20 protein-coding genes and 1 pseudogene are annotated in these 23,520 nt (G+C 41.3%); 14 read left to right on the forward strand and 7 right to left on the reverse strand.

Going from position 1 to position 23,520, the window contains the following annotated elements; genetic code table 11:
• Positions 1-2: 2 nt before the first annotated feature.
• Positions 3-626, reverse strand: a complete 624-nt coding sequence (locus A0256_14260; GenBank protein ID AMR32505.1) for an SAM-dependent methyltransferase — start codon at positions 624-626, stop codon at positions 3-5.
• Between the two features lie 71 nt (positions 627-697).
• On the opposite strand from A0256_14260, the gene A0256_14265 reads away from it, so the two are divergent.
• The gene (locus tag A0256_14265; GenBank protein AMR32506.1) at positions 698-910 is read left to right on the forward strand and encodes a hypothetical protein; all 213 of its coding nucleotides are present in this window, start codon (positions 698-700) and stop codon (positions 908-910) included.
• Positions 911-1,248: 338 nt separating this feature from the next.
• Here the strand turns inward: A0256_14265 and A0256_14270 are convergent, their stop codons facing one another.
• From A0256_14270 to A0256_14290, 5 genes and pseudogenes are all read right to left on the reverse strand, one after another.
• Positions 1,249-2,253 (reverse strand): hypothetical protein, encoded by a 1,005-nt coding sequence (locus tag A0256_14270; GenBank protein AMR32507.1) that lies wholly within the window; start codon positions 2,251-2,253, stop codon positions 1,249-1,251.
• A 113-nt stretch (positions 2,254-2,366) separates the two neighbouring features.
• Positions 2,367-3,383 (reverse strand): annotated as a pseudogene (locus tag A0256_14275) (fatty acid desaturase).
• Between the two features lie 338 nt (positions 3,384-3,721).
• Positions 3,722-4,798 (reverse strand): histidine kinase, encoded by a 1,077-nt coding sequence (locus A0256_14280; GenBank protein ID AMR34554.1) that lies wholly within the window; start codon positions 4,796-4,798, stop codon positions 3,722-3,724.
• Between the two features lie 94 nt (positions 4,799-4,892).
• Positions 4,893-5,138, reverse strand: a complete 246-nt coding sequence (locus A0256_14285; protein ID AMR32508.1) for a hypothetical protein — start codon at positions 5,136-5,138, stop codon at positions 4,893-4,895.
• 75 nt (positions 5,139-5,213) lie between these two features.
• On the reverse strand, positions 5,214-5,507 hold the full coding sequence (locus A0256_14290) for a hypothetical protein (protein ID AMR32509.1): 294 nt from the start codon (positions 5,505-5,507) through the stop codon (positions 5,214-5,216).
• Between the two features lie 410 nt (positions 5,508-5,917).
• On the opposite strand from A0256_14290, the gene A0256_14295 reads away from it, so the two are divergent.
• The 13 genes from A0256_14295 (at position 5,918) to A0256_14355 (ending at position 21,565) form a co-directional block, all read left to right on the forward strand.
• On the forward strand, positions 5,918-6,136 hold the full coding sequence (locus tag A0256_14295; protein AMR32510.1) for a hypothetical protein: 219 nt from the start codon (positions 5,918-5,920) through the stop codon (positions 6,134-6,136).
• 149 nt (positions 6,137-6,285) lie between these two features.
• Positions 6,286-6,531 (forward strand): hypothetical protein, encoded by a 246-nt coding sequence (locus A0256_14300; GenBank protein ID AMR32511.1) that lies wholly within the window; start codon positions 6,286-6,288, stop codon positions 6,529-6,531.
• A gap of 12 nt (positions 6,532-6,543) precedes the next feature.
• Positions 6,544-6,939: a hypothetical protein gene (locus A0256_14305; protein ID AMR32512.1), complete on the forward strand. Its 396-nt coding sequence runs from the start codon at positions 6,544-6,546 to the stop codon at positions 6,937-6,939.
• 410 nt (positions 6,940-7,349) lie between these two features.
• Positions 7,350-8,345, forward strand: coding sequence for an AAA family ATPase (locus tag A0256_14310; GenBank protein ID AMR32513.1), 996 nt, complete (start codon positions 7,350-7,352; stop codon positions 8,343-8,345).
• Entirely contained in the window at positions 8,345-10,975 is a 2,631-nt protein-coding gene (locus A0256_14315; GenBank protein ID AMR32514.1) for a hypothetical protein, read from the forward strand. The genes A0256_14310 and A0256_14315 overlap by 1 nt, the downstream gene beginning before the upstream one ends.
• Positions 10,976-11,388: 413 nt before the next feature.
• Positions 11,389-11,925 (forward strand): hypothetical protein, encoded by a 537-nt coding sequence (locus tag A0256_14320; GenBank protein AMR32515.1) that lies wholly within the window; start codon positions 11,389-11,391, stop codon positions 11,923-11,925.
• 31 nt (positions 11,926-11,956) lie between these two features.
• Positions 11,957-13,630 (forward strand): hypothetical protein, encoded by a 1,674-nt coding sequence (locus A0256_14325; GenBank protein ID AMR32516.1) that lies wholly within the window; start codon positions 11,957-11,959, stop codon positions 13,628-13,630.
• Positions 13,631-13,817: 187 nt separating this feature from the next.
• On the forward strand, positions 13,818-15,047 hold the full coding sequence (locus tag A0256_14330) for a hypothetical protein (protein ID AMR32517.1): 1,230 nt from the start codon (positions 13,818-13,820) through the stop codon (positions 15,045-15,047).
• Positions 15,048-15,103: 56 nt separating this feature from the next.
• The gene (locus tag A0256_14335; GenBank protein ID AMR32518.1) at positions 15,104-15,859 is read left to right on the forward strand and encodes a hypothetical protein; all 756 of its coding nucleotides are present in this window, start codon (positions 15,104-15,106) and stop codon (positions 15,857-15,859) included.
• Between the two features lie 721 nt (positions 15,860-16,580).
• Positions 16,581-16,766, forward strand: a complete 186-nt coding sequence (locus A0256_14340) for a hypothetical protein (protein AMR32519.1) — start codon at positions 16,581-16,583, stop codon at positions 16,764-16,766.
• A 650-nt stretch (positions 16,767-17,416) separates the two neighbouring features.
• Positions 17,417-18,205 (forward strand): ferredoxin, encoded by a 789-nt coding sequence (locus A0256_14345; protein AMR32520.1) that lies wholly within the window; start codon positions 17,417-17,419, stop codon positions 18,203-18,205.
• 35 nt (positions 18,206-18,240) lie between these two features.
• Complete coding sequence (locus A0256_14350) at positions 18,241-19,272, forward strand: FAD-binding molybdopterin dehydrogenase (protein ID AMR32521.1); 1,032 nt, start codon at positions 18,241-18,243, stop codon at positions 19,270-19,272.
• 4 nt (positions 19,273-19,276) lie between these two features.
• Positions 19,277-21,565, forward strand: coding sequence for a hypothetical protein (locus A0256_14355; GenBank protein AMR32522.1), 2,289 nt, complete (start codon positions 19,277-19,279; stop codon positions 21,563-21,565).
• A 250-nt stretch (positions 21,566-21,815) separates the two neighbouring features.
• On the opposite strand, the gene A0256_14360 is transcribed toward A0256_14355, so the two are convergent.
• Positions 21,816-23,210, reverse strand: a complete 1,395-nt coding sequence (locus A0256_14360) for a hypothetical protein (GenBank protein ID AMR32523.1) — start codon at positions 23,208-23,210, stop codon at positions 21,816-21,818.
• Positions 23,211-23,520 lie beyond the last annotated feature (310 nt).

A 23,520-nucleotide genomic window follows, 5' to 3' on the forward strand; every position in this document is an offset into this window, starting at 1 on the left:
TTTTAATTGATGCTATGCTTTTTAAAGCTGCAGAACAGAAAGTTTTGTTTGGTTTTAAAAGGGGTGATATGATCTTCATTGATACACCTGATCTTTTTAAAACCTTTTTTCAACTGGCTTTGTAATTGTCCTTCGGTGTATTGTTTAATGGGTAATCCGCTGCATTTGTCCGGCCCGTTTTCAGAAAATGTGCCAACCACCCTATAGTTATTGATTGACCTGCCCGCAATTTGCAGGTAAGCAGCGATCTGGCTTTTGCTGGTCAGGAAATGAAAAGTTGCCCGATCATGCCAAAGGTCAAAATGATCGTTTGTTTTAAATTCGGTTATGTGAGAGACCACCCATTTAACCAGATTGCTTTTTTCGCCAAGCCTGGCTTTCGCCTTATCAATCGCCGCTGCCGAAACATCCAAACCGGTAATGTTCTCAAAGCCCTCCTGTAAAAGAAAATCTACCAGTTTGCTATCGCCCCCGCCAATGTCGATAATGCTGGCATTTTTGGATAAGGCAAACTGGCGAATGAAATCCAAGGATGTCTGAGGAACTGCCTGCGTCCAGCTTACCTGGTCTGAAGTTTTATTGGAATAAACATCATCCCAGTGAGCTTTTTGATTACCTTCATACATAAAATCTGATCTTTATATTAATGGTCATCATCATATGTACCAAATGAGCAATAAAATATAGTTTAAAAATTGTGGCTGCTATTATCGCCTTAGTTCCGATTGTCTTGATATTAAAGTCCGCTAAAGGGATGATCAAAAGACAGCCGGAGTTGGTACTCGAAAATGAGGGGTTTTATACTGAAGAGACAGGTTTTCTTAATTGGGATTTAATCTTTAATGAAAAAGTGACCCGGGCACATGAGGGAAAAAGAGAGGTTAGGTTTACTTTCAGCTTTCGGTGGTAGAAAATCCGACAACGAAAAAGATCGCTACCAAAGTGCTTATTCAGGGGAATATCAAGGATCTAAAAACAGACGGCTGGAAGACTTTTGTTGGTGTTTTAAAGAACGTTTTTGTAAAGGCATTCCGGTAGGGTATTGACGGTGAGGTAAACAATTAATTGAACCAGTGTGTCAAACTAATAGTGATTTGAAATGCGACAAGACATTGGTTTCGTAATTTAGCGGTGTAAGAACCAACTTTAGTCGCGGTATCTTCATTCGGAACTCTTCGGCAAAATGATTTAACAAAGAATCAGAATTATTTTCTTCTGCTATTGCTAATTTAACGTCTGAATATACTTTTACAAGGTGATGTAAAATTTAGATCCCTCACCAACAGTACTTTTAAACTCAATTCTTCCCTCATGACGTTCAATACATTCTTTGGTGAAGCTAAGGCCTAAACCGGTAGACGGTTCTCCGTTGGTGCCTATTCTTTGAGCACTGGTGAATTTATTAAATATCTTGGATTGCATATTTTCAGGTATGCCTATCCCCGCATCTACTATTTTTAATATAATATGTTCGTTTTCCACTTTCGTAGAAACTTTGATGATCGATCCAGGAAGGGAGAATTTAATAGCATTCGACATTACATTATGGACCGCCCGCTTAATTTGCTTCTGATCGATTAAACGAACAAAAGGAGTATTACAAATTTCAGATTTTACCTGAATATCTTTAAGCAGGCACAAGCCGTTCTGGGCGTGTATGCACTCCTTGAAAAAATCATTCATTTCTGTTGGCTCCAGGTTTAAAGGTTTGTTTTCATCAAGTTCAACAAACAACAAGTCTTCTAAGATATCCATTGCATGATCTGCTGATTGGTTGGTTAATCTTAACAAATTGTTCTTTTCCTCTTCATCTATCGGTTCACCTAAAAGAACAATAAGTCCCTGTATGTTAGCTATGGGGTTGCGAATATCATGGATAACCTTTTGGTAGTTTTGCTTTGCTTCGTTGTTTAAAACAATAAGCCTATCGGTAATACTCCTGACCGATATAACACCGATAAAAACCCCTAAATGAAATACCGGGAGATAATCACTCGCACTAAATTTCATTAGGTCATAAGTATCAAAAAGTGTCTGTCCTATCGCTGCATGTGGCTTAAGTATATCGCAATCAGCAATAGTACCGTTTTGATTTAAACAGAAATCTTTTAAGGTAATGATACCGGTAACGATAAGATTAGCATCTTCCACTGCTACAAACCCACGTTTGACAACGCTGTCCAAAATATCAGGCATACTCTTCAAAACAGAAATTTTGTAGTAGTCCTTTTCAATAAGGTTGTCTATTTTCATGTCTGATAGTTTTGAGCTCTCACATTGTGTGATTGTACTTTGGTATCTTGATTTTCGCTAAGGTATGCTATTTTGTTCCCATCTATTTTTTTAATCCCTAAATTTCTGCTTTCCAGATACGGGTTATGATAGTGCTTATAAAATTGCTTTTTGTAATCTTTGTAACTGCTAACAGCACCTAATGCATTCATCATTTTGATATAGTACCAGGCCAGGTCGAATTGGTACGGCCTAAAACCACTACGCGCACTTTTAGGGTATAAATGATGATTATTATGCCATTCGCCGGCAACTAAGCCAGGCCATAACTGATTAATAGATTTGTCTTTTTGACTAAAATCAATGCCCTCCCGCTGGTTGTCCTGCCCTTTGGCATGACCCTCATAATTGAAAGTACGCACACCAACTGCCCAGAAACCCGCTGCGCCGAAAAGGCTGCAAGCCAGCGCATGGCCGCCCATCAAATAGAAAGCTAAATACCAGAATGACCAGTTCAATATCCATGAAGTTATTGCAGCAATTGGCTTTACATAAGAGCCCCATTTTTGATATTGGGCAAAGCTATTGCCCAATACGCCTGTATGCTGCATGAGCAGCCTCACGCGGTTGTAATCTGCTTCACTTAAGTTTTTAGCTATAGGCTGATGATTCACATCAGCTAAAAAGCAATATAGAAATCCCGCTTGTGCATTATAGGGATCGCCCGGCTTGTCAGATTTTGCATGGTGAACATGGTGCGAGATCACATATATTTCTTCTGGTATCACACTTAGCGTTAGATTTTGCGTAACAACGCGCCAAAATGGATTACTAAATTTATACGCGCCATGCGTACAATACCGATGGTGCCAAATAGTACCGTGTGTACCCATGATGATCATGCTGTAGACAAATGCAGCCAGGAACGTCCACCAACTTAAGAAGTAGAACAAGAATACGACGAAAAATGGAATGAGGCAAATAACCTTAAACCAGCTAAAAAAAGGAAGCCAGTTCTTTCGGTCTTTAAATACATTCAACCTTGAAAAGAACTCCCGAAATATTTGGGAAGTAGTAGGCTTAATCAACTTACCCTTGGAATCCTGCCAACCGTATGATGGGCTTTGCAATACATGATCTAAAAATGGCATGGCATCAAATTTAAAACTGTTAAATTTTTAATTAAATCCTTATCGTATGTCAAATCGAATCGCAATTATAATAACCGTCAGAAATAAAAAAAAATTGATTTTAAATTTTTTGGTGTGGTAATCAGTCACAATACGGAAGTATTAAGGAAGGAGTTTTACAAGATCAGCTTAGCTTCTGTAAGCCATTTACATAATCACTCTAAAATCAGATACCCTTATGCTGGCAAGTTCTTTTTTACTTTCAAGCAGATAATCATTAAAAGGTTTATGGTGTTACAAAGCAAATATTAATTACTAATAGCCAGCCTAAATTTTATTTTCGAAACTATTGTTCAGTGTTATTGTGCTTTTAAGTACACCTGGAATTCAGACCCTTTACTTAACTCGCTTTTCAAGACTATTTTCCCTCCGGAATTAGTCACTATCTCATTGACTAAATACAAACCGATCCAGGAACCTTCCACTGTATTTTCAACTCTGGTATATTTTGAAAATACTTCTTTGTGTTTGCTCTCCGCTATGCCTATGCCGTTATCCTTTACTGTAATAACCACATAGTTTTTTTCCTTCTTCGTTTTTATCGATATTTCGGGAAGCTGATCAGGAGTATGAAATTTGATGGCGTTATTGACAAGGTTGTAAACTATACTTCGCAATTTTCTTCTTGAATATAATAGCTGGGATATCTTAATATCAGTTTTTATTATTGCGCCGGATTCCATAATTGTTCCAGCCAGCGTTAGCCTTACATCTTCAAGGATATTTTCAAAATCTAAAAGTTCTTCTTCTGCTTTATATTTATCCTTTAGCTTTCCTGCATCGGTCAGTTCTGTTATGATGACTTGCATCTTTTTAATCGAGCTTTCCAAAATCCCAAAAAACATTAGGAATGCTTTTGACTTGTCGGTAGAAACTTTTTTAAGTTGATTAATGGTTAATAATAAGCTGGTTAGTGGGCCCTTAATATCATGTGATATCGTATCCAACAACGTTTCGTGGTCGGCAATTAGCATTTCCTGATTAACCAAATCCTTTATCCGTGCTGTTATTTCCACGAATGTGATGATTACTCCATTTGTTTTTTTAGTTTTTATAACAACATAGGGTATGATATTCATCTGATACCACCTTAAATCCGTTGTTTGAATTTCCTTTTCAAGGATTTCGTTGCAATTAATGACCTGCTCTATGTTTTCTACGATGGTTGGAAAACGAAAATTATCTTTGATGTCATCTATATTCTTACCAACATCCTCTATTTTTAAAGAAAATTGCTTCATCGCCGGAGGTGTAAACTTTCGTAATACCAGGTTCCTATCGACAAATAATTGTGGAATGATCGTGTTTCTAAAATAGTTCTCTAACTCATCATTTAATTTGATGAGTTTTTTCATTTTCTGATCTTGATTAAGCATAGTATCGGAATAATTCTTAAAAAAAATAGCTTTTCGGACTAATAAGTTAAACGATAAACTACCACAAACCGGAATCATTACAATAAAGCCCTACTTATTCTTTGTAATGCTCTATTGTATCGCTTGAACGCTTATGCGCCCTATTTGGGTCGTCTCCTGCCTCACGGAAAGCCCGCCGCTGACGGAGCAAATCCCAATACTGGTCAAGTTCAGACTTAACTGCGTGGATATCCTTTATATCCTGATCAGATAAATCAGTTTTGGCATACAGCATTTCTTCCTTTTCAGTCAGCTGCCTTATATGTGTAAGGACACTGTTATCTTCTTTATTATCGTTCATATCGGTCTATTAATAAAATTTAAAAAACACAAATCATAATTTAGTGCGATTTGGCTAAACCAAAACTTAAAAATCCTAACTGGACTTCTCGTTTAGAAAAGCGATAAGGTGCTGTTCAAGTAAATCCGTGTTGTATTCACTATTATCGCCGTTATTTGATAACTCAATTTCATTTTCATTAACGATAATTGTAAATACCGTACCCTCAATGATTTCGGGAAAAGAAACATTAATTACGTCGTAAACGTGTGCGAACTCTACGCTTAAACTCGAACTAAGTTTGGAATTGATCTCATCTGTAAAATCATTTTTTAAAATATGGTAAAGTTCCTCGGGACTTAGAGGATGTACATTTTTGATTGTTGTCATCATTAAATTTTTAAGAAGGTGTTTAAGAAAGGCATTAAGCCTACGTCAAAATGAGCCGGGTAAGTGGTTGAAGGGTCTTAAGCGATTCGCTAATTGATAGTGACTGTATACACATAACAATTTTTGGGAGATTTGTTTCGCCAGTACTAAAAATAATGGTAGAATCACGTTTTATTATATAATGAATTACATCGCCCATTATAGTGTAAACAGTGAGGCGATCACCACTGTTATTTCTGACGGATAAATACCGGCTGGTGTCACGGCCTGTGGTTCGCTGTTGAATCTCGGTTATAACCACACCATAGAAACGCTCTCTCAATAACTTAATTAAAAACTAATATAAACGCTGTTTTATTTTCGGATTAATCATCTTAATAAAATCATCCTATATTTTATAATTTCACCTGATGCCAGTACAATTGAATATAAGCCGTGAAGAGTTACATGACTTGCTTTGGTCAAAGCCACTTAGTTTCGCAGCTGCGGAATGTCAAGTATCGATGCCTGTTCTTCGTCAGGTTTGCCTGGATCATGATATCCCGCTGCCGTGGGGTGGTTTTAAGCCCACTAAAAAACTAGCGACCGTAAAACGTTATCGCCACGTGCAGGCTTTAATTTCCCTTTAGCTGTTGCTAACGCTGTAAATTCACTACATTTTCCTGATGAAACACCAGCGTCGTTTCAACTCCCACTAAAATTGTCCAGCCCCGATTCATTAGTCGCTGCTGCTAAAAGTGAAGTTACTGAAGATTACCATTTTTATCGTATGCCTCATATGCTCCGTGCCGGGCATGGACAATTAGCAATCCGTGCTTCTAAAGATAATTTTGACCGGGCATTGAGAATCATGGACATATTGATTAAAGCCTGGCGAAAGAGGGGCTACCGCATAGTTAATCAAGATAAAGAAACTACTATTTATTTGCGCGAAGTGACACAGCATGTAAGTATACGCGAAACCACCACAGTAGAACCGGCTGAAGAAAAGTACGGTAGCCAAATACACACCGCTACTGGGTAGCTTGCATTTAAGATGAAAGGTTGGCTTGACCGGGAATGGAAAGACGGCAAAGTGCCGTTGGAAAATTACATCAAAGAAATTCTCGATCACATGGAAATTTCTGCCCGCGATCTTGAAAAAAGTTGGGCGAAGAGAACGGCAAGGGAACAAATCGAAGCAAAGGAGCGACAGGCCGAGGCTCAACGCATTAAAGAAAACGCCGAAGAGTCTGCAGTATTTGAATCACTTTTACAAGAGGCTCAAAGGTGGAACCAGCTGCAAATATTAGATAAATATTTAGACGCGCTTCGCCAAGAAGCTCCCCGCAATGCCGCATTCGAACAATGGCTGCAATGGGCGCGTCACCGCCGCCGCTTGTTCGACCCCATAAAGCAGCGAATAGCTGACCAAGGCTACAAAAAATTTTAGAGATCGTTTAGCGGTACCATTTGGGTATTAATTCTATCATTTCACTTTACAAATAATTAGTAGGACAACAAGTTTTCTACAAGACAAAACAAGTTAGTTTCATAGATAATATAATAAAAGGATCAAAATTTTTGATATTTATCCGCTACTGAAAATCCATAACTGCTTGATAATTTGCAAAGAAGTACCTTCTGGATGCAAAAGTATTAGTGAGTTTTACTTTCAGTAAATATTTTGGCAAAAGAATTCTTTTTGTAGAACAGTCAATCGGCAGCGGCTGCGCATATAATAACAAAAAGCTAAAGATCAAGCTAACGTATCGATGCATGACCGATAAGTAAAACAAAGATATTATGTCCGGGCATTGTGATTATTGTGATATATTTGTATTTTAGAATTTCCTTGCTGCCATGAACCAAGACCTGCTAGTACGCCTTTTTCGCTCTATTGATGGTGAACATACCGACGATATCGTTTTGGTCGCGGAATCCATTATCGATGCAGAAAGACAAAAAGGACATGGAAAATTAGCCGACAGGTTGAAGGGTATCCTTACCAAAAACATCAAGACCAACCAATCCTTCAAAGGGGAACTCAGAAATATTTTTGGTAACTCCATATTGATACCGACCGATAAACGCAGCAATATTCCTTTGGCGATTCAGGTCGGTAGGGATGAATTAAGGCATGAGATGATCCTATCAGCGTCGGTTGAAGAAAAGATTGAACGGATTGAAAAGGAATTTCTGGCCCGTGAACGTTTGGCTCATTTCGGATTAAGTCCCCGGAGACGCATACTGTTGCATGGATATCCCGGCTGCGGTAAGAGCATGAGTGCGGAGCGTATTGCTTGGAATATAGGCCTGCCATTTCTAAAAGTTAAATTTGAGGCGGTAGTTTCCTCTTATTTGGGAGAGTCTGCTAGTAATTTATCTAAGCTTTTTGACGCAATCAAAACTTTCCCATGTGTTCTTTTACTGGACGAATTCGATTTCATTGCCAAATCTCGCGATGGCAAACAGGATATCGGCGAAATGCATCGGGTAGTCAATATCCTGTTGAACGTTTTAGAAGATTTTAATGGACCTGGATTGATCATTGCGACAACCAATCTTGAAGGCACGATAGATAAGGCTATCTTTCGAAGATTCGATGATATTATCGAGCTTCCAAAGCCTGGTGCCACTGAAATACAAAGAATATTAAGGTCCACACTCTCATCCATTAAAACAGACAAAGATGTTAATTGGGACCGCATCGCAGAAAAGCTGCAGGGTTTTTCATCAGCACTGGTCGTTAAAATCGCGACCGACGCAGCAAAGTTTTCTGTTATTCAGGGAGATGGCATTATCAAATCAAAGTATTTTGATCAATCCCTTGCAGAGAATCAACTGTACAATAAATAATGTCTGAATTTCCACACCTAAATCTCAAACAAAAACTAGATGGCCGTTACCAATTCGCAGGCAGGCGGATTGAAAAAAAGATTGAGCCGCAAACCGAAGCTAACCTGGCTAACCGTGCAGGTCACGGCACCAAACTGGCCACAGCAGTGACTAAGGTCTCTCAGGATTATATTGATTTCCTGAGAGAACGTGAAGAACAGGGACTGCCACCTGCATTTGATGACCATACTGTGCCGGTGTTTTTAAGGGTCGATCCTAAAGATTTTGATATCGAAGCCTTAAAAGGTTTCGGGATTGAAATTGTTTCCGAGGAAGAGGACGGATTCATCATTGGTGCCAATACGGATAATTTCCGCTCACTCAATGATAAGATCCAAAGCTATTTAAATCAGCAGGGTATATCCAAAAATCAGGCAGCCAAGCTTTGGGAGATCATAGATGGTCAGGAATGGCGAGCCGATTATATTTTATCAGAAGATCTCAAAGAACACTACCAGGCAGGAATAGCGGATGATGATACGTTTACTGTCGATATCTCTGTGGCTTGCTACCTGAAATATCCTGACCGCCCGATTCGTTGGGAAGCTGAAACCGACGCGGCTTATGCCCTGTCAAAGGCAAAACACAATGAAAAATACCGTTCGCAAATTAATAAGCCCGAACATCGCAAGCAGCGGGAAGCAGAAACGACGGATCATTATGAAGAACGGTTGACCAGATGGCGCCGCAATATATCAGTCGCTGAAATGGAACGAGATGAGATTGCAGATGCCAGGCAATCCTATCTGACCAATTTCATTGTGAATGTTTATCAAGGAGAATTGTTAAGTGGTTTTATAGATCTGAAGGATAGTTTCGGTTTTAGCGCCCGGATGTCGGGGAAAGCACTGAAAGACCTGATTCGTGGTTATGCATATGTGTTTGAAATTACCGGGCATGATCTGGTCGATAATGAAGATGGTATGGATACGCCAGATCTGCCTGAAGATATAGAAGTATTAGCACCTGAACCTAACTCACCTACGATATGTGTCATTGACAGCGGAATGCAAGAGCAACATCGTTTGCTCGAACCGGCAATCTTGTCCGACTATTCAAAAAATTATGTTCCGTATGAAAATACAACCGCTGATGGCGTCTCCAATGGTGGTCATGGAACAAAAGTAGCTGGCGCAATCCTTTTTGGGAATGATCTTCTTCCGGGAGGAAACTACCGTCCGCCCTGTTTTTTGGTTAATGCAAGGGTATTAGACAGTGGCAATTACTTGCCAACGAGTATTTATCCGCCGCAATTAATGGTGCAGATCGCCGACGATTTTGACGGTATCCGTATTTTTAATATGTCCGTTGCCTCACGCGGCCCTTGTCGTACTACACACATGTCGGCATGGGCAGCAACTATCGACGCCTTAATCCATACCAGACGCTTGCTATTTATTTTGGCCGCAGGTAATATCACTAGCGAAACCGGCCGGGTAGATCGGCCAGGCGTGGCAGAACATTTACGTGCCGGGAGGGGATACCCGGATTATTTGTCCGAAGCTTCTTCCCGCTTGTCCAACCCAGCCCAAAGCTTGCTGGCCTTGACCGTAGGTTCCGTATGCACCGGTACCTTCGAGGATGCTGACCGCATATCTTTTGGGAAACGAGACCATACCTCTGCTTTTTCAAGAAGCGGACCCGGACTTTGGGGAAGTATAAAACCGGATGTTGTTGAATATGGCGGCGATTTTTTAAGAGAGAAAAACGGTTATTTAATAACAAAACATAACGATGTTTCGGCAACAGTCGTTAAAACAGGAGCAGGTGGAACAGGGTATGATGTAGGTACTTCATTTGCTGCACCGAAAGTAGCGCATATTATCGCTCAATTGGCAAAGAAACAACCTAACGAAAGTGTTTTGCTTTACAAAGCGCTTGTTATACAATCCGCCAGACTTCCGGAACATGTCTTTTACCAACCTACTTTCGCTGCTTTAAAAACTTTAGGATACGGTATTCCTGATCGACAGAGAGCGGTAGAGAACACGCCGTACCGAATTACTTTCGTTGCGGAAGGAAATGTTGCAGCACAGCAAGCGAATCTATATTCGGTTGCAATTCCTGATGCATTGAACCGAGCTGGTGCAGACCATGATATATTAATTGAGATCACTCTTACTTATACGGCGACACCTCGCCGGACCAGGCGACGTTTACGCTCATATTTTGGTTCGTGGCTTTCATGGGAATCGTCACGTCTCCACGAAAACTTTGAGAGTTTTTCTACCAGAGTTCTTAAAGACTTGGATGATCCCGAAAACGAATTAGAAGATCAAGCTATAGATAAACGATCTATTCGGTGGGCCGTTTCAACTTCACCAAATTATGGTCAGATCGCCGAATTTAAAAGGCAGGATAGCGCTACTCAAAAGGATTGGACAGTGATCAAATCGAATCAACTTCCGACAGAACTCAGTTTTGCGATCGTAGGCCATAAGGGTTGGGATAAAGATACCACCCAAGAATTACCGTTTGCTTTAGCGATTAGTTTTGAAGCGATCAGTAAAGACTTAGAGATTTACCAAATGATCGAATTAGCCAATGAGGTCGAGATAGAAGAAGCAGTCGTTATACCAATCAACCATTAGTTGGAAGTAGGACTTGATAATCTGAGAATCTACAAGTTTCTAGAACTTACAGCTGCTGATATATTTGGTATAAGGCTGGGCTTGGTATTACAAATTCAATTAGTAACATAATTGCATGTCAGTAATTGTAATATAATAGATTCTATGGCAAGTGCCTGACCGCCGGACGAGCGGGACGGAGCAGCCAAGTTAAGCGCAGCATACGATCTGATCCGGGTTTGGCCGGGGCAAACGACGGTCAGGCTTTTACCGGGCGTCCGGGTTCTGGCGAAAGTATGGAGCGGGGCGACAGTATTGAGCGGGAACAATGGACAAAAAATCCCCTGCTTCAATTCTGGCCACGACAGCGATAAACCAAGCTTAAGCCATCTATACGGCCTTTCGCGTCCGCCCTTAAATAGCGATATTTGCGCATGGAAAATAAATTCACTAAAAAACACATCATTTCGGCTTATAATATTCACTATAAAGGCCATATCGTCGCGGGCGTGGATACCTATTTTAAGGAAGGAACGAGTTATATTGTTGAGGTAACCCCTTACGGCGACGAGGCGGAAGCAGCCGGTTTGAAACTGGCGGATCAACAAGACTGGACAATTCATGCCGAAGCTAAAAAGGAAGAGGGGCAGCCTAAGCCGTCCGACACGCTGAAGCAGATGCTCGGTACGATATTCGGCGGCTACGCGGCGATGAGCGATCAGTTCGCGGTCAAAAAAAGAAAAGATGTGTACGAGATGGGCATCGAAAAAAACGGAAGTAATTTATCGCTGGCCATGGTTTACGAGTATGAGCGCTTCGTCGCTTCGGACACCGGATTTTCGCCTGCGCTGTACATCCATGATACCAAGGAATTCGATATCTGGCGTTTAGCAATCAATAGCAGCGAGGAAGTTATTTATCAAACCGTATATCTTAATCTGAAAAGCAGCGGATACAGAAGCAGACGCTAATCAAGTTAAAGTAGTTAAAAGAATAAATCCAATGAGTTTTCCGTTACCCAGGACCAGCGTTATACTCGGCTATCGCGACCTATTCGGTACGGAGCCGCCTGAAAACCGCATGGGAATCATTCGGCATATTTCCAAAGATCACCTGATTGCTGAGATCGCGGGGTTAAACTACCGGCTGACCGGACGTACTGCCAAAGAGGTCGATACCTCTTTCAGTACGCAGTTTCGTGAACTGGCCTATTTCTGCGGGGGCATACAGCTTTTGATTGATAAATACTCATTAATGATAGACAGGATCAGCCGGGGTAAGAAGATGTTCATTTTCACCCGGCAGTCCTGCCTATACGCGCTCGAAGAGATTATCCAGTCGGAAATCCCTTTTGTCGAAGGGTTCAAAATGGGGCCAGTCAATACTTGGGAATCCCTGTTGCTATACCTGCTCTGCGTGAACAACGAGGTCACCAAAGTCGACCAGGGCAAACCCGACGAACCCGTGAATTTCGAGACGCTGAGCCCGAAACTGCTACCCTTGTCCGAACTGCTGCTGATCAAAGATCCTTTCTATGTCGTACACCGCGGACTGATACTGATGGAATACCTGGCTGCGCATTCGGAAACCACCGTCCATCTCAGTGAGTACTTCGCCGAAACATATGCGCTTCCTTATGATCATTTTATCTTCGAACTCCACCGCATGTGGATGGGGAATAATGCAGCAGAGGACTACCTGAACTTTTATTATAAAGTTCCGGCAAAAGATAAGTTCAAGCGGCTTTTCGACACGCTGTCGGACAGATTCGCTAACGACAAATTCTACACCCTGGTCAATATCAGAAAAAATCCTTTCTACAACGTCGGCAATAACCATTATATACTAACCGATCAGAATATACTGCTTGAAAAAGCCTATAACCAGTTCATCAACGACTTTTGGTTCGACAGACTGAAAAAATCAAAACGAGCCGACGGTAAAGCTTTTTCCATGCAGGACTATAAGTCCATTATCGGATATTTTTTCGAATCCTATGTCGGCGATCTGTTAGACTACTCGTTCAAAAATTCAAAGAACTATATCATCAAAAAGTTCCATGAGCTGAAATATTATAAAGGTAAAGATCTTAAAGAAGCGGGGGACCTCTATATCCGGGCTGATAAGAAGATATTTCTGGCCGAAGTCAAGTCGACTTCCATTTACGATAACGAGCGCTATGGCGGTAATATCAATGCGCTATATAAAAACGACCGGAATAAATTTTTTAAGGATTTCGGCGTGGATCAGCTCATAGCTAACATTAAAGGTATTCGGGATAACCTGCAGCTGATCGATACCGGGCTGGAAAAACGGAAGCAGGTGCGCATCTGGCCGGCGATCATTTTTAACGAAAAGGCCTTTCAAGCGCCTTTGATGGCTCCGGTATTCTATGCAAGGTTCAAAGAGTTACTGGGAGATTTTAAAGACAAGTCTATCCATATCTACCCGCTCACGCTTATCCATATCAGCGACTTGGAAAGGCTCGAAACGCCGCTTCATAAAAGCCCGGATCGGTTCTGGGATCTGCTAAGCAGTAATTTTTACCAGCAGATCAGATTCATTCCGCCTTTTCATATCACTCTGAACCGGAATAATGTAAAGGCAAGCTACGACAGGATCATGAAAAAGATCAGACCGCTCTTCGACAAATACGGCCCAGATAAAAATCAATAAGTTATTTGGTCTCACGCTTGTTGATCGTCCTGAATTGCTTGCCTATGATTAGGCCGGTAAAGGAATTAGCTACAGATATGCCCGCTATTTTTAGAAAAGTGTATTTGCCTTTTTTACTTCTGAATAATATTTTTAATTATTTTTTGACGCATTTTATATAATTTACAGCTCTAAACTTATTACATATATGTCTTATAAAATATTTATCAGTTTTACGGAAGAAGACAAGGCACTAGCAATACTTCTGGATAAATTTCTGAATAACCAATACGGCGGAAAAGTACACACCTCATTCTCAAAACTTGACGTCAAATTTGGTGAGGATTGGAAAAAATGGATAAGGACTCAGGCAACTGAATGCGATGCAATTGTAGTATTGCTCACAAAGAACTCTCTGAAAAAGCCGTGGATTTATATAGAATGGGCCGCTTTCTGGTACAACGACCGGGAATCGCTTGTACTAAAAACTGATGAGGTTGGTATTAACGAAATGATCAATCCGATGCTGAGCAAACAGTTCGGTGATATTACGGACGAAGAAATGTTTAACTCGTTTATATCGAGAATACAGGAATTGTGTGGTGCTGACAGAATACCGTATCGCGCCGTACCGCAGTTTCTTACCGATGCAAGGGCCGCCATTGAAGAGCAAAAGGTCAGCGGCCTGAATAAACTCGCTGCGGAAATCGAAAAGTCCTTATCTGCTATTCCGGCTGATGATGCCGAAAAAAAAAAGATAGCTGAGAGCCTGCTGAAAGGCGGTAAAAAAGGTGCGGCATTACAGCGGATAATTACATCCATCGGAAGTCCTGGTGTAAAAAGTGATTTGATTGCCGGAGCAATACAGAGTAGAGATAGCGATTTACTCAGTATGCTTTCTTTTCCGGATGACAATGAAATTATATGGAAATCAGCTATTCAACTTTTAAATGCCGGTTTTCAAGATCTTGAGAGCTTTAAAACAATGATTGATTTGTGGACACCTGTTAATAATATAGGATTGCGGAACATCGGCATTGCTTTGGTTAAGCTGAATATGGAAGATAGTGAGCTTTTCCGTTACATCCTATCAAGATTTGAAAATCTCAGTGTTCTTGTAGCAATTGCTGAAGCAATGATCAATGCTGATAAGGTAAGCAATGATTATTTTAAAGCGGTGTGGCGAAAAATGGTACCTAGTAATGGGTCTCCTGCAAGAGTGGTTGGCGGTAAGCTAATCAGTGCGGGTTATGATAATGAAGGAGATTTTATGCCCTTGTATAAAGCTTTGATAGATGCTAAAAAATGCAAGCCCGCTGCTCATTTACTGAACCAGCTGCGCGAAAAATCAAGTAACATTTATAAGTATGCCGCTGAATGTTATCAAAAAAATTGTGGTGAATTGCCTGATCCAACATTTAAGATGGGTGAAGAGTAATTGCTCTTTTTTCAAGCATCAAGTTTAATTTTAATACCATTCTCAGCTTATTGGTTATGAGCCTTATTCCAAGTAAACGAAAATTAAAGAACGACCATATCGTCGTACAAACCGGTAAGATAAAAGATAAGTCGCACCAGTCTGCCATCATAACCTCTCTGCTCATGGATGAGGAAACATGGTGGTGTCAGCCACAGACGGAATGGCACATTGACTGCGATGGAAAGGACTACAGAATAGACCTGTGGTATGATGACCTGAAGCTTGCAGTGGAAATAGATGAACTTCACTATAATACTGCCCAGTCTGAAAAAGATGATCCCGAGCGGGAAAAAAGTATTGTTAAGAAAATGGCCTGTGAGTTTTTACGGTTTAAAATTGATGATCCTGGGTTTATTCATGCTGATGCTGTCAAAAAAATCAAGGTCAGAATGAACGAATTACGGGCTAAAAACCTTGGTCTAAAAGAATGGGATCCGCAGCACTTTACACCAGATCAGGTTTTTGTTGAGCATCAAAATATTGTTTTTGTTAAAGGCGACGAAAAGAATCCGTTTCCAAATTTTAAACTGGCAAATCAATTTCTCGGAATTAATGACCTAACGGTAGTTTTACTTAGAGAATCTGTTACCGGCTATGCTGATAAGCTTTTAAAGCAGGTAGATCAGGTCATCAAGGTGGAACATATGGAGTCTGCGGGCAATGGTTACGTCAGCTGGTGTGGTTCGACTATCAACCATCCTGTGATGAGCAGCGGGCAGACAAGCGTATCACTTATTGGAGGAGCAATGCATAATTTGAAAAAAAAGTAGATTAAATTTCCACCAGACATTAGCCTTCCTACGCTCTTTAGTTAAAACTTTAATGGACTAATATATAATTATGCCTATTATTGCTAAGTTATCCACACCTTGGGTAACAAAATAGTTCCAAAAATGCCCTAAATTAGGTCAAAAACTTTGTTTCTAATTTGGCACTGAAATCTCATAACTTACTGATAACCAAATAGTAATCACTTTCTGTATCGGTAAATAAAAATCAAATTCTATCTTGCTTAAATATTTAATTAGTTGCAAATTATACTTTTTGTATAAACCACACTTGAGTGACCGTCCTTGGTAAATCTAAAAGTGACTACCTTTAGATGTTAATTTCAGGCTTTTATGTGCATTACCTAAATTGATCTTAAATCTTACAGCATTGGCTGCACTTTCGATCGTTTTTTTGTGCGCGTTTTATAGGATGCCAACAGCGGCTGTGTTGCCGGTGGCTGTCACGACCTGTCCCGACTTTTGCTAAAAGATAATTTAACCTCTTTACTTTAAGATTGGTTATTTGGGTGTTGGCAGTGCTACTGAGGTTCTTTATACTCGCTGCCATATTGATTAAGCACACTAGGCTTAAAATTAAAATATTACCGTTTTTAGAAGCTATCCTTCGGTTCGTTACACAGCTGAGGTCGTTTGTTTCCACCGTCTAATGAAGGCTTAAGGAGAATTTAAAATTTGGTATGCCTATTGTGTTAAATGAATTATGAATACAGGAAACCAACATACACCAATAGAATCACAGACCGGTCCGGATGACATCATCGACACGGAAGTAGACAACTTAGATAGTAAAAAGGACAGCGTACAGGAAGAATTGGAGGGCGCAGAGCCATCAAAAGATGAAACAGAGGTAAACCCTGAAGATGCTAAGATTTCGCGGAGTGAATAGTGTATTATACCCAGGCCGCTTTGGCGACCTGGGTATACTCGTAATACGTCTGCCAATCTTTACATTAAAATAATTGTCCTTAGTTGAGTATTTACTTTCTGTTATTTTACATGGTGCTGGAATAGCCCCTTTGGGGTAGCTGATGCTTAATCATAACTTGGCAGAAAAAACCATCGGGTATCGTAAAGAAGCTCCGGCCACCGTAATGCTTGAGCTGATTTTTTAATTTGACGCGTTAACTCAATTCTTGCCGCTACAATTTGAAACATGAAGTAGCGGTATACGTTGTTGATTGATCTCGCTCACTGCATACGGCTTTCGCAACATATTTCCATCGGTCAGACAGTATGACTTAAACATCCGCCTTTTTCAAATGGTATTGGTACATAGACTCTGTCGGGTCCAATACCCTTAATTATTATCTCTCCACCCAGAATTCTTGCTTATTTTTTGTAGTATTTAAGTAATAGGTATATTTACTTTCAATACGTATTTGATTACACCGAATTGCCCTAAACCTTATATTAGTAAGATTGAATTTTCAACGTAAATTAATAGGCGGGGCAACGAAAATCCGAAAACAATCTCAATGAGCTGATGTTTTATAAGAAGCAGTTAACCTCAACTTCGAATTACTTCAATCCCACGTTATGGACGAAAAACCATTACTCTCTGACTTTTCTGAAGCGGAACGTAACGCATTAGAAGACCTGATGCCTGATGAAATGAGCGAGATCATAACGTCTGGTATTAGGCGCAGGCATTTCTTAAAGCTCTTTGCAGTAACCGGGACCAGTGTATTGGCCGCGCATCTGTTGGGCATAGAACAGTTAATGGCTCGCAGCATGCCGATTGAGCAGCGGGCGCCAATGTTAATTGAGAACGGAATTGAGTTAACATTTAAAGTTAACGGAAGTACGCAGCAACTAACGGTTGATTCACGTATGACATTGCTGGATACGTTACGTGAACGACTTAACTTAACTGGTTCAAAAAAAGGTTGTGATCATGGGCAGTGCGGCGCGTGTACGGTGCTGGTGGATGACAAACGTGTATTGTCCTGTTTGACACTTGCCGCAACTTGTGAGGATAAAAAAATCACCACGATAGAGGGGCTCGCAATCGGCAATGAATTGCATCCTATGCAAACGTCCTTTATCAAGCATGATGGCTTTCAATGCGGATACTGCACCCCGGGGCAAATCTGCTCAGCAGTTGCCTTAATGGATGAAGCAAAAAATGGCGATGCCAGTTATGTAACTGCTAATGTTCGGCAGAAACGCCAATCAGTTGACCTATCAGACCAAGAAATAAGAGAGCGCATGTCTGGGAATATATGCCGGTGCGGTGCTTATCCAAATATTGTAGATGCCATTCGGGAAGTGCACGGGGATAAAGCCGTAGCGCAGATTTGGCAGTTTGCCGACGGAACAATTTAGATCGTACCTTTTTATCACTCCATTAAGCGTCTATTATGAGACCATTTAAATACTCAACTGCATCCGATCCGGCTACGGCGATAGGGATCGTATCTGCTAAGACAACCGCGAAGTATCTTGGTGGGGGAACCAACATCCTCGACCTGATGAAGGAAGATGTGATGCACCCTACCGAATTGGTTGACGTGACGCGGCTTAAATTTGCAAAGATTGAAAAGAAAGCAGACGGCGTTTCCATCGGAGCGACTGCCACCAACTCATTTACTGCGAATAACGATCTTATACGGGAAAATTACCCTTTGCTATCCATGGCAATATTGGCTGGTGCCAGTGCACAGATACGCAATATGGCCACTAATGGCGGTAACCTCAATCAACGCACGCGATGCACTTATTTTTATGACGTGAATATGCCGTGTAATAAACGCGAGCCGGGAACCGGCTGCGGCGCTTTAAATGGCGTGAATAAAAACCATGCTATTTTTGGCTGGTCGGAAAAATGTGTGGCTACTTATCCTTCGGACATGGCGGTGGCCCTGGCTGCCCTTGATGCAATTGTGCAAGTGGGTGGCCCGAATAATACAAGCCGTAGTATTCCTTTTGCAGAGTACCACCGGCTTCCGGGCGAGCATCCCGAAATAGACAATAATCTAAAGCCGGGAGAGTTCATCACCGCTATCGACTTGCCCGCGAACCGGCTAGCTGAAAAATCATACTATTTAAAAATTCGTGAACGATCATCCTACGCCTTTGCACTGGTTTCTGTTGCAGCAGCTCTGCAAACAGAGGGTAACCGGATAAGTGATATACGCATAGCGCTCGGAGGCGTAGCTCATAAACCTTGGCGCGCAACCATTGCTGAGAAATGGCTTATTGGGAAACAAGCTACACAAGCCAACTTTAGGGCGGCAGCAGCTGCTGAACTAAAAAATGCAAAACCTCTGCAGCATAACAAATATAAGGTAGGCCTCACTGCTAATGCGATCGTTCGTGCCCTGGAAGGAGCAATGCAGGGAGGGGTGTACGGAGTAATGGAAGCTGATTCAATCACCACTAGTAAAAATTAAGCTTATGAGCGAAACTGGTAAACCAATTAGCCGCATTGATGGCCGCATGAAGGTAAGTGGCAAAGCAACCTACGCCGCAGAAAATAACCTTCCGAACATGGCCTATGCCTTTCCTGTGCGCGCGACTATCGCAAGAGGTAAGATTGCATCGATTGACGACGCACTTGCTATGAAAGAACCTGGTGTAATTGCCTTGATCAGTTATAAGAATGCATTTAAATTGAAACCGCTCGATATGCAGGCGCAGGCAAAAGCAGGTGCCGCTTTTCTCGGAGAAAATCTTCCTCCGTTTCAGGATAACGTTATTCATTATCCGGGACAATTCATTGCATTGGTTGTAGCCGAAACCTATGAGCAAGCCAGAGCGGCTGCATTTAAATTGAAAGTGCAATACAGCATAGAAAAGGGTGCTGTTGATCTGAAAACAGAATTGCCAAATAGTGAAAAGCCAAAAATGTTCATGGGCGAAGAAGCCCAGGTAAATGATGGTAAAGCAGCTGCACCGCTTGCGGCGTCATCCCAAAAAGTTGATAGTTCATATTCAACCCCCGCCGAACATCACCACCCCATGGAACCCCATGCCACAGTTGCTGTTTGGAATGGTCCGGATAAACTTACCCTTTACGATGCCACCCAGGGTGTTGGACTTACCAGTTCTATAGCTGCTTACTTCTTTGGCTTAAAGCCTGAAAATGTAAATGTAATAGCTCCTTACGTAGGCGGCGGCTTTGGATCGAAAGGGCTTTGGTTGCATACACTAATAGTCGGGATGGCAGCAAAAGCAGCGGGTCGGCCGGTTAAGCTTGCACTCACAAGGCAGATGATGCAAACCAACGTAGGGCATCGTGCAGCAACCTTTCAAAAAGTAGCTTTAGGCACAGATGCTGCCGGAAAATTAAGCGTAGTTCGTCATCATACTGATACTTATAATAATTTAACGCAGTTTTTTGAACCTAGCGGCAAGCAATCCCTCGTTCTGTATCAGGCACCGCTACGCGAGGTTACTTATAATGTAGCTCATCTGGACCGGAGTACGCCTACCTTTATGCGTGCTCCGGGTGAAAGTCCCGGTACATTCGCGCTTGAATCTGCGATGGATGAAATGGCTTATCAGTTAAAGATGGATCCAGTTGAATTTCGGATCAAAAACCACACTACCAAAGACCCTATTAAGGGACATGATTTTTCAAGCGAATTCCTGCTAGATTGTTATCGTATAGGTGCAGAAAGATTTGGCTGGTCTTCGAGGAGTTTAGAACCGCGGCAAAAAAGAAACGGAAAGTATTTAGTGGGATACGGCATGGCAACAGCAACTTATCCCGGCGGCAGGAGCGCCGCGTCGGTTAAAGTAAAAATGAATGCCAATGGCGACGTTACGGTGATGACTGCATCAATTGATATCGGTACCGGAACCTATACCGTTCTGGCGCAAACAGCCGCTGATGCACTTGGCGTTCCGGTTAATCGCATCGATGTAAAGATCGGTGATTCCAGTCTTCCTCCGGCGCCTCTGGCTGGTGGTTCGCAAACTACAGCGAGTATCCATCCTGCGGCATTAGATGCCTGTGTGTTACTGCGAAAGCAATTAACGGCGATGGCGATTGCTGACCCAGACTCCAAGTTAAATGGCCGGAAACCAGAAGAAATTGTATTCGCCGATAGCAAGCTGTTCTTAAAAAATGACGCTAGCAAAAGCGACACTTATGCGCATATTTTGAGCCGGGGGAAGCAAAATGAAATAGAAACCTGTGCAACAACATTACCGGTTTCCGGGAATGGTCTTACCATCCCAAGTGCGCTTTGTACCCCTAGCCAAACGCCGCCGGAAGAGAACAGCGATAGTAAACGGTATGCTTTTCACTCTTTCGGAGCGCAGTTTGCAGAAGTTTGGGTGGATGAAGATTTTGGCACAATTAGGGTTAAACGCTTTACCAGTGTGCAGGATGTTGGCAGGATCATGAATGAAAAAACAGCCCGGTCACAGGTAATTGGTGGTGTGATCTTCGGAATTGGTGCAGCATTGATGGAAGCCACAGAATACGACAAACGCTGGGGTAATCCGGTAACACGTACACTTGCTGATTATCATGTACCGGTCCACCTGGATGTACCGCCGATTGACGTGCATTTCATAGGTAAGCCGGATCCGCACATCTCACCAATTGGTGCACGTGGGATTGGCGAGATTGGAATTACCGGGGTCTCTGCAGCTATTGCAAATGCCGTATTTAACGCAACCGGAAAAAGATTACGTGATCTTCCGCTAACACCGGAAAAGTTTTTCGATGTGTAAATTTGGTAGCTTCAAAATTTCGGTCGTTTTTCCAATATGTCCAAATAGGGAGAATTTGTTATCAAATGGTTTTCATTAATAAAAAAAGGCAATTGAAAATAGTTTCAATTGCCTTTTTTTATTAAGATAGTAAATAGAGTTAGGTTGCTTGAATCAATATATTACGGCTTTGTTACCTGTTGGTAGAGCCGTATGATTATGTATACGAAAGCCTGAATGTTTTAAGACTTTATTATGATTGGCAATTCATTTATTTATTTTCTTTTATAATCAGCACATAGTGGCAAAATGCGCCGTTAGCAGAGCCCGATGAATTTCCATCCAAGGCAACCGTGCCATTTTCAAAATCCTTTTTATATAAATTCAATTTAGATACTTTAGGATCATCTATGCCAAGTTTGTCAGTTACTTTTGTATACTCTTTCAACCAGGCTGGGATTTTGGTTGCGCGGCTATCGTATGCAATGTATACGGTAGCGGGCCTGGCTAGTTTAAATGAAATATAGCCTTCCTGTTTGTTAAATTTATCGTCGTTGGTGGTCTTAATTAAAGTTGAATTTGCTAAATAGGTTGGCAGTGATTTTATTTTGTAAACCCTATCAGTGTAATAAGTAGATTCAACTTTTAGTTTTGAAGCTTGGAACTTGCTGCCTGAATTTCCGGTGATATTTGTGACTAACTCGGTATCAATAGGTGTACTAGGGGTATTGGTAGCGGTGTCTGTTGGCGGATCGAGAATGGATTTGGAAAAACTTTGAGCTACTAACTTTTTTAATGAAACGGTGAAAAGATTAGTCCATTTCATAAAGCCATAGTTACCTTCATGTGAGCCTTTGTATGGCTCATCAAATAATTCGTATGCTATGGCTACTTTTACACGTGGGTTGTTTTTACATTTTTCCACAAATTTTGTCATGAATTCGTTCTGGTCCGCTTCGTTTTTGAGTGATAGGGCTTTGTACCTGTACCCATATTCCGTAAACCAAATTTCTTTGTCTGGAAAATTATTTGCTAGTGTAACCGTAATATCCGAAATGTTGTAAGGCGCTCTTGCTGCCGGGCCTTCCATGTCTGAATACCAGTGGTAACCAACTGCATCGAAATTTACATCGTTGTTTTTGCAAATCGTTAAAAATCCCCAGTGCAGCCACCCTGCGTCAATAATCGTTTTTGCACCCGGATCGTTTAATTTTATTCCTTCATCCATGCCTTTTAGGTAAGCTGCGGTGATGGAAGATTTTGCTGCATCGTAGTTGGAAACCTCGCGCCCTGTGGTGTGTTTGTTCAATAAATCAAGTTCAAGATCATTGCCCAAATTGTAATAGGTGAAATATTGGCCATATTTGGCAGCGAAATTTCCACCTAGCACCTTTCCTTTTTTATAAGCATCAGCCGCGTTGTCGTTGAGACTCAGTGTGCGGGTATAAAGCATTGGCAGTAAGTTTACCTTACCACTAGCCGCAGCTTCTTGTAAGGATGCAAACAGCGAAGATGAAAAGGCAGAGATGGTACCATCTGAAGTGGTTAGGACATTAATTCTGTACCAATTCATATTCATTGACTTCAACATTGCTACTTGTTTAGTTGCCGGAGTAGCCAGATAAGCTGCGTCACCAAAAGGATGGCCATTAATTCCCAAAAACAAGCCAGTTGAAGAGAGTCCAGTTAGCGAAGTACTTTGGAATAGTTTTTGAGAAAGTTTTTTTGACGGTGTAATTGTCGAAATTGAATCTGGTGAAAAATCATCTTGCTTTTTGCACGAAGAAATGGAGATTCCAATTGTGCACAAGAGTGCGATTAAGCTTTTGAGGCAATTTTTGGTCATAAGGGGATTTAATTAATTAATAGTTTTAGTTTTTAAGGGTAGAAAACATGCCAGATTAGCTGTATTTCAAAAAAATGTGAACAACACCGCAATTAATTGTCGCATTTGAACCAAATTCATTATTTAGTAG

It is taken from the genome of Mucilaginibacter sp. PAMC 26640 (assembly GCA_001596135.1).
Lineage (GTDB): Bacteria > Bacteroidota > Bacteroidia > Sphingobacteriales > Sphingobacteriaceae > Mucilaginibacter.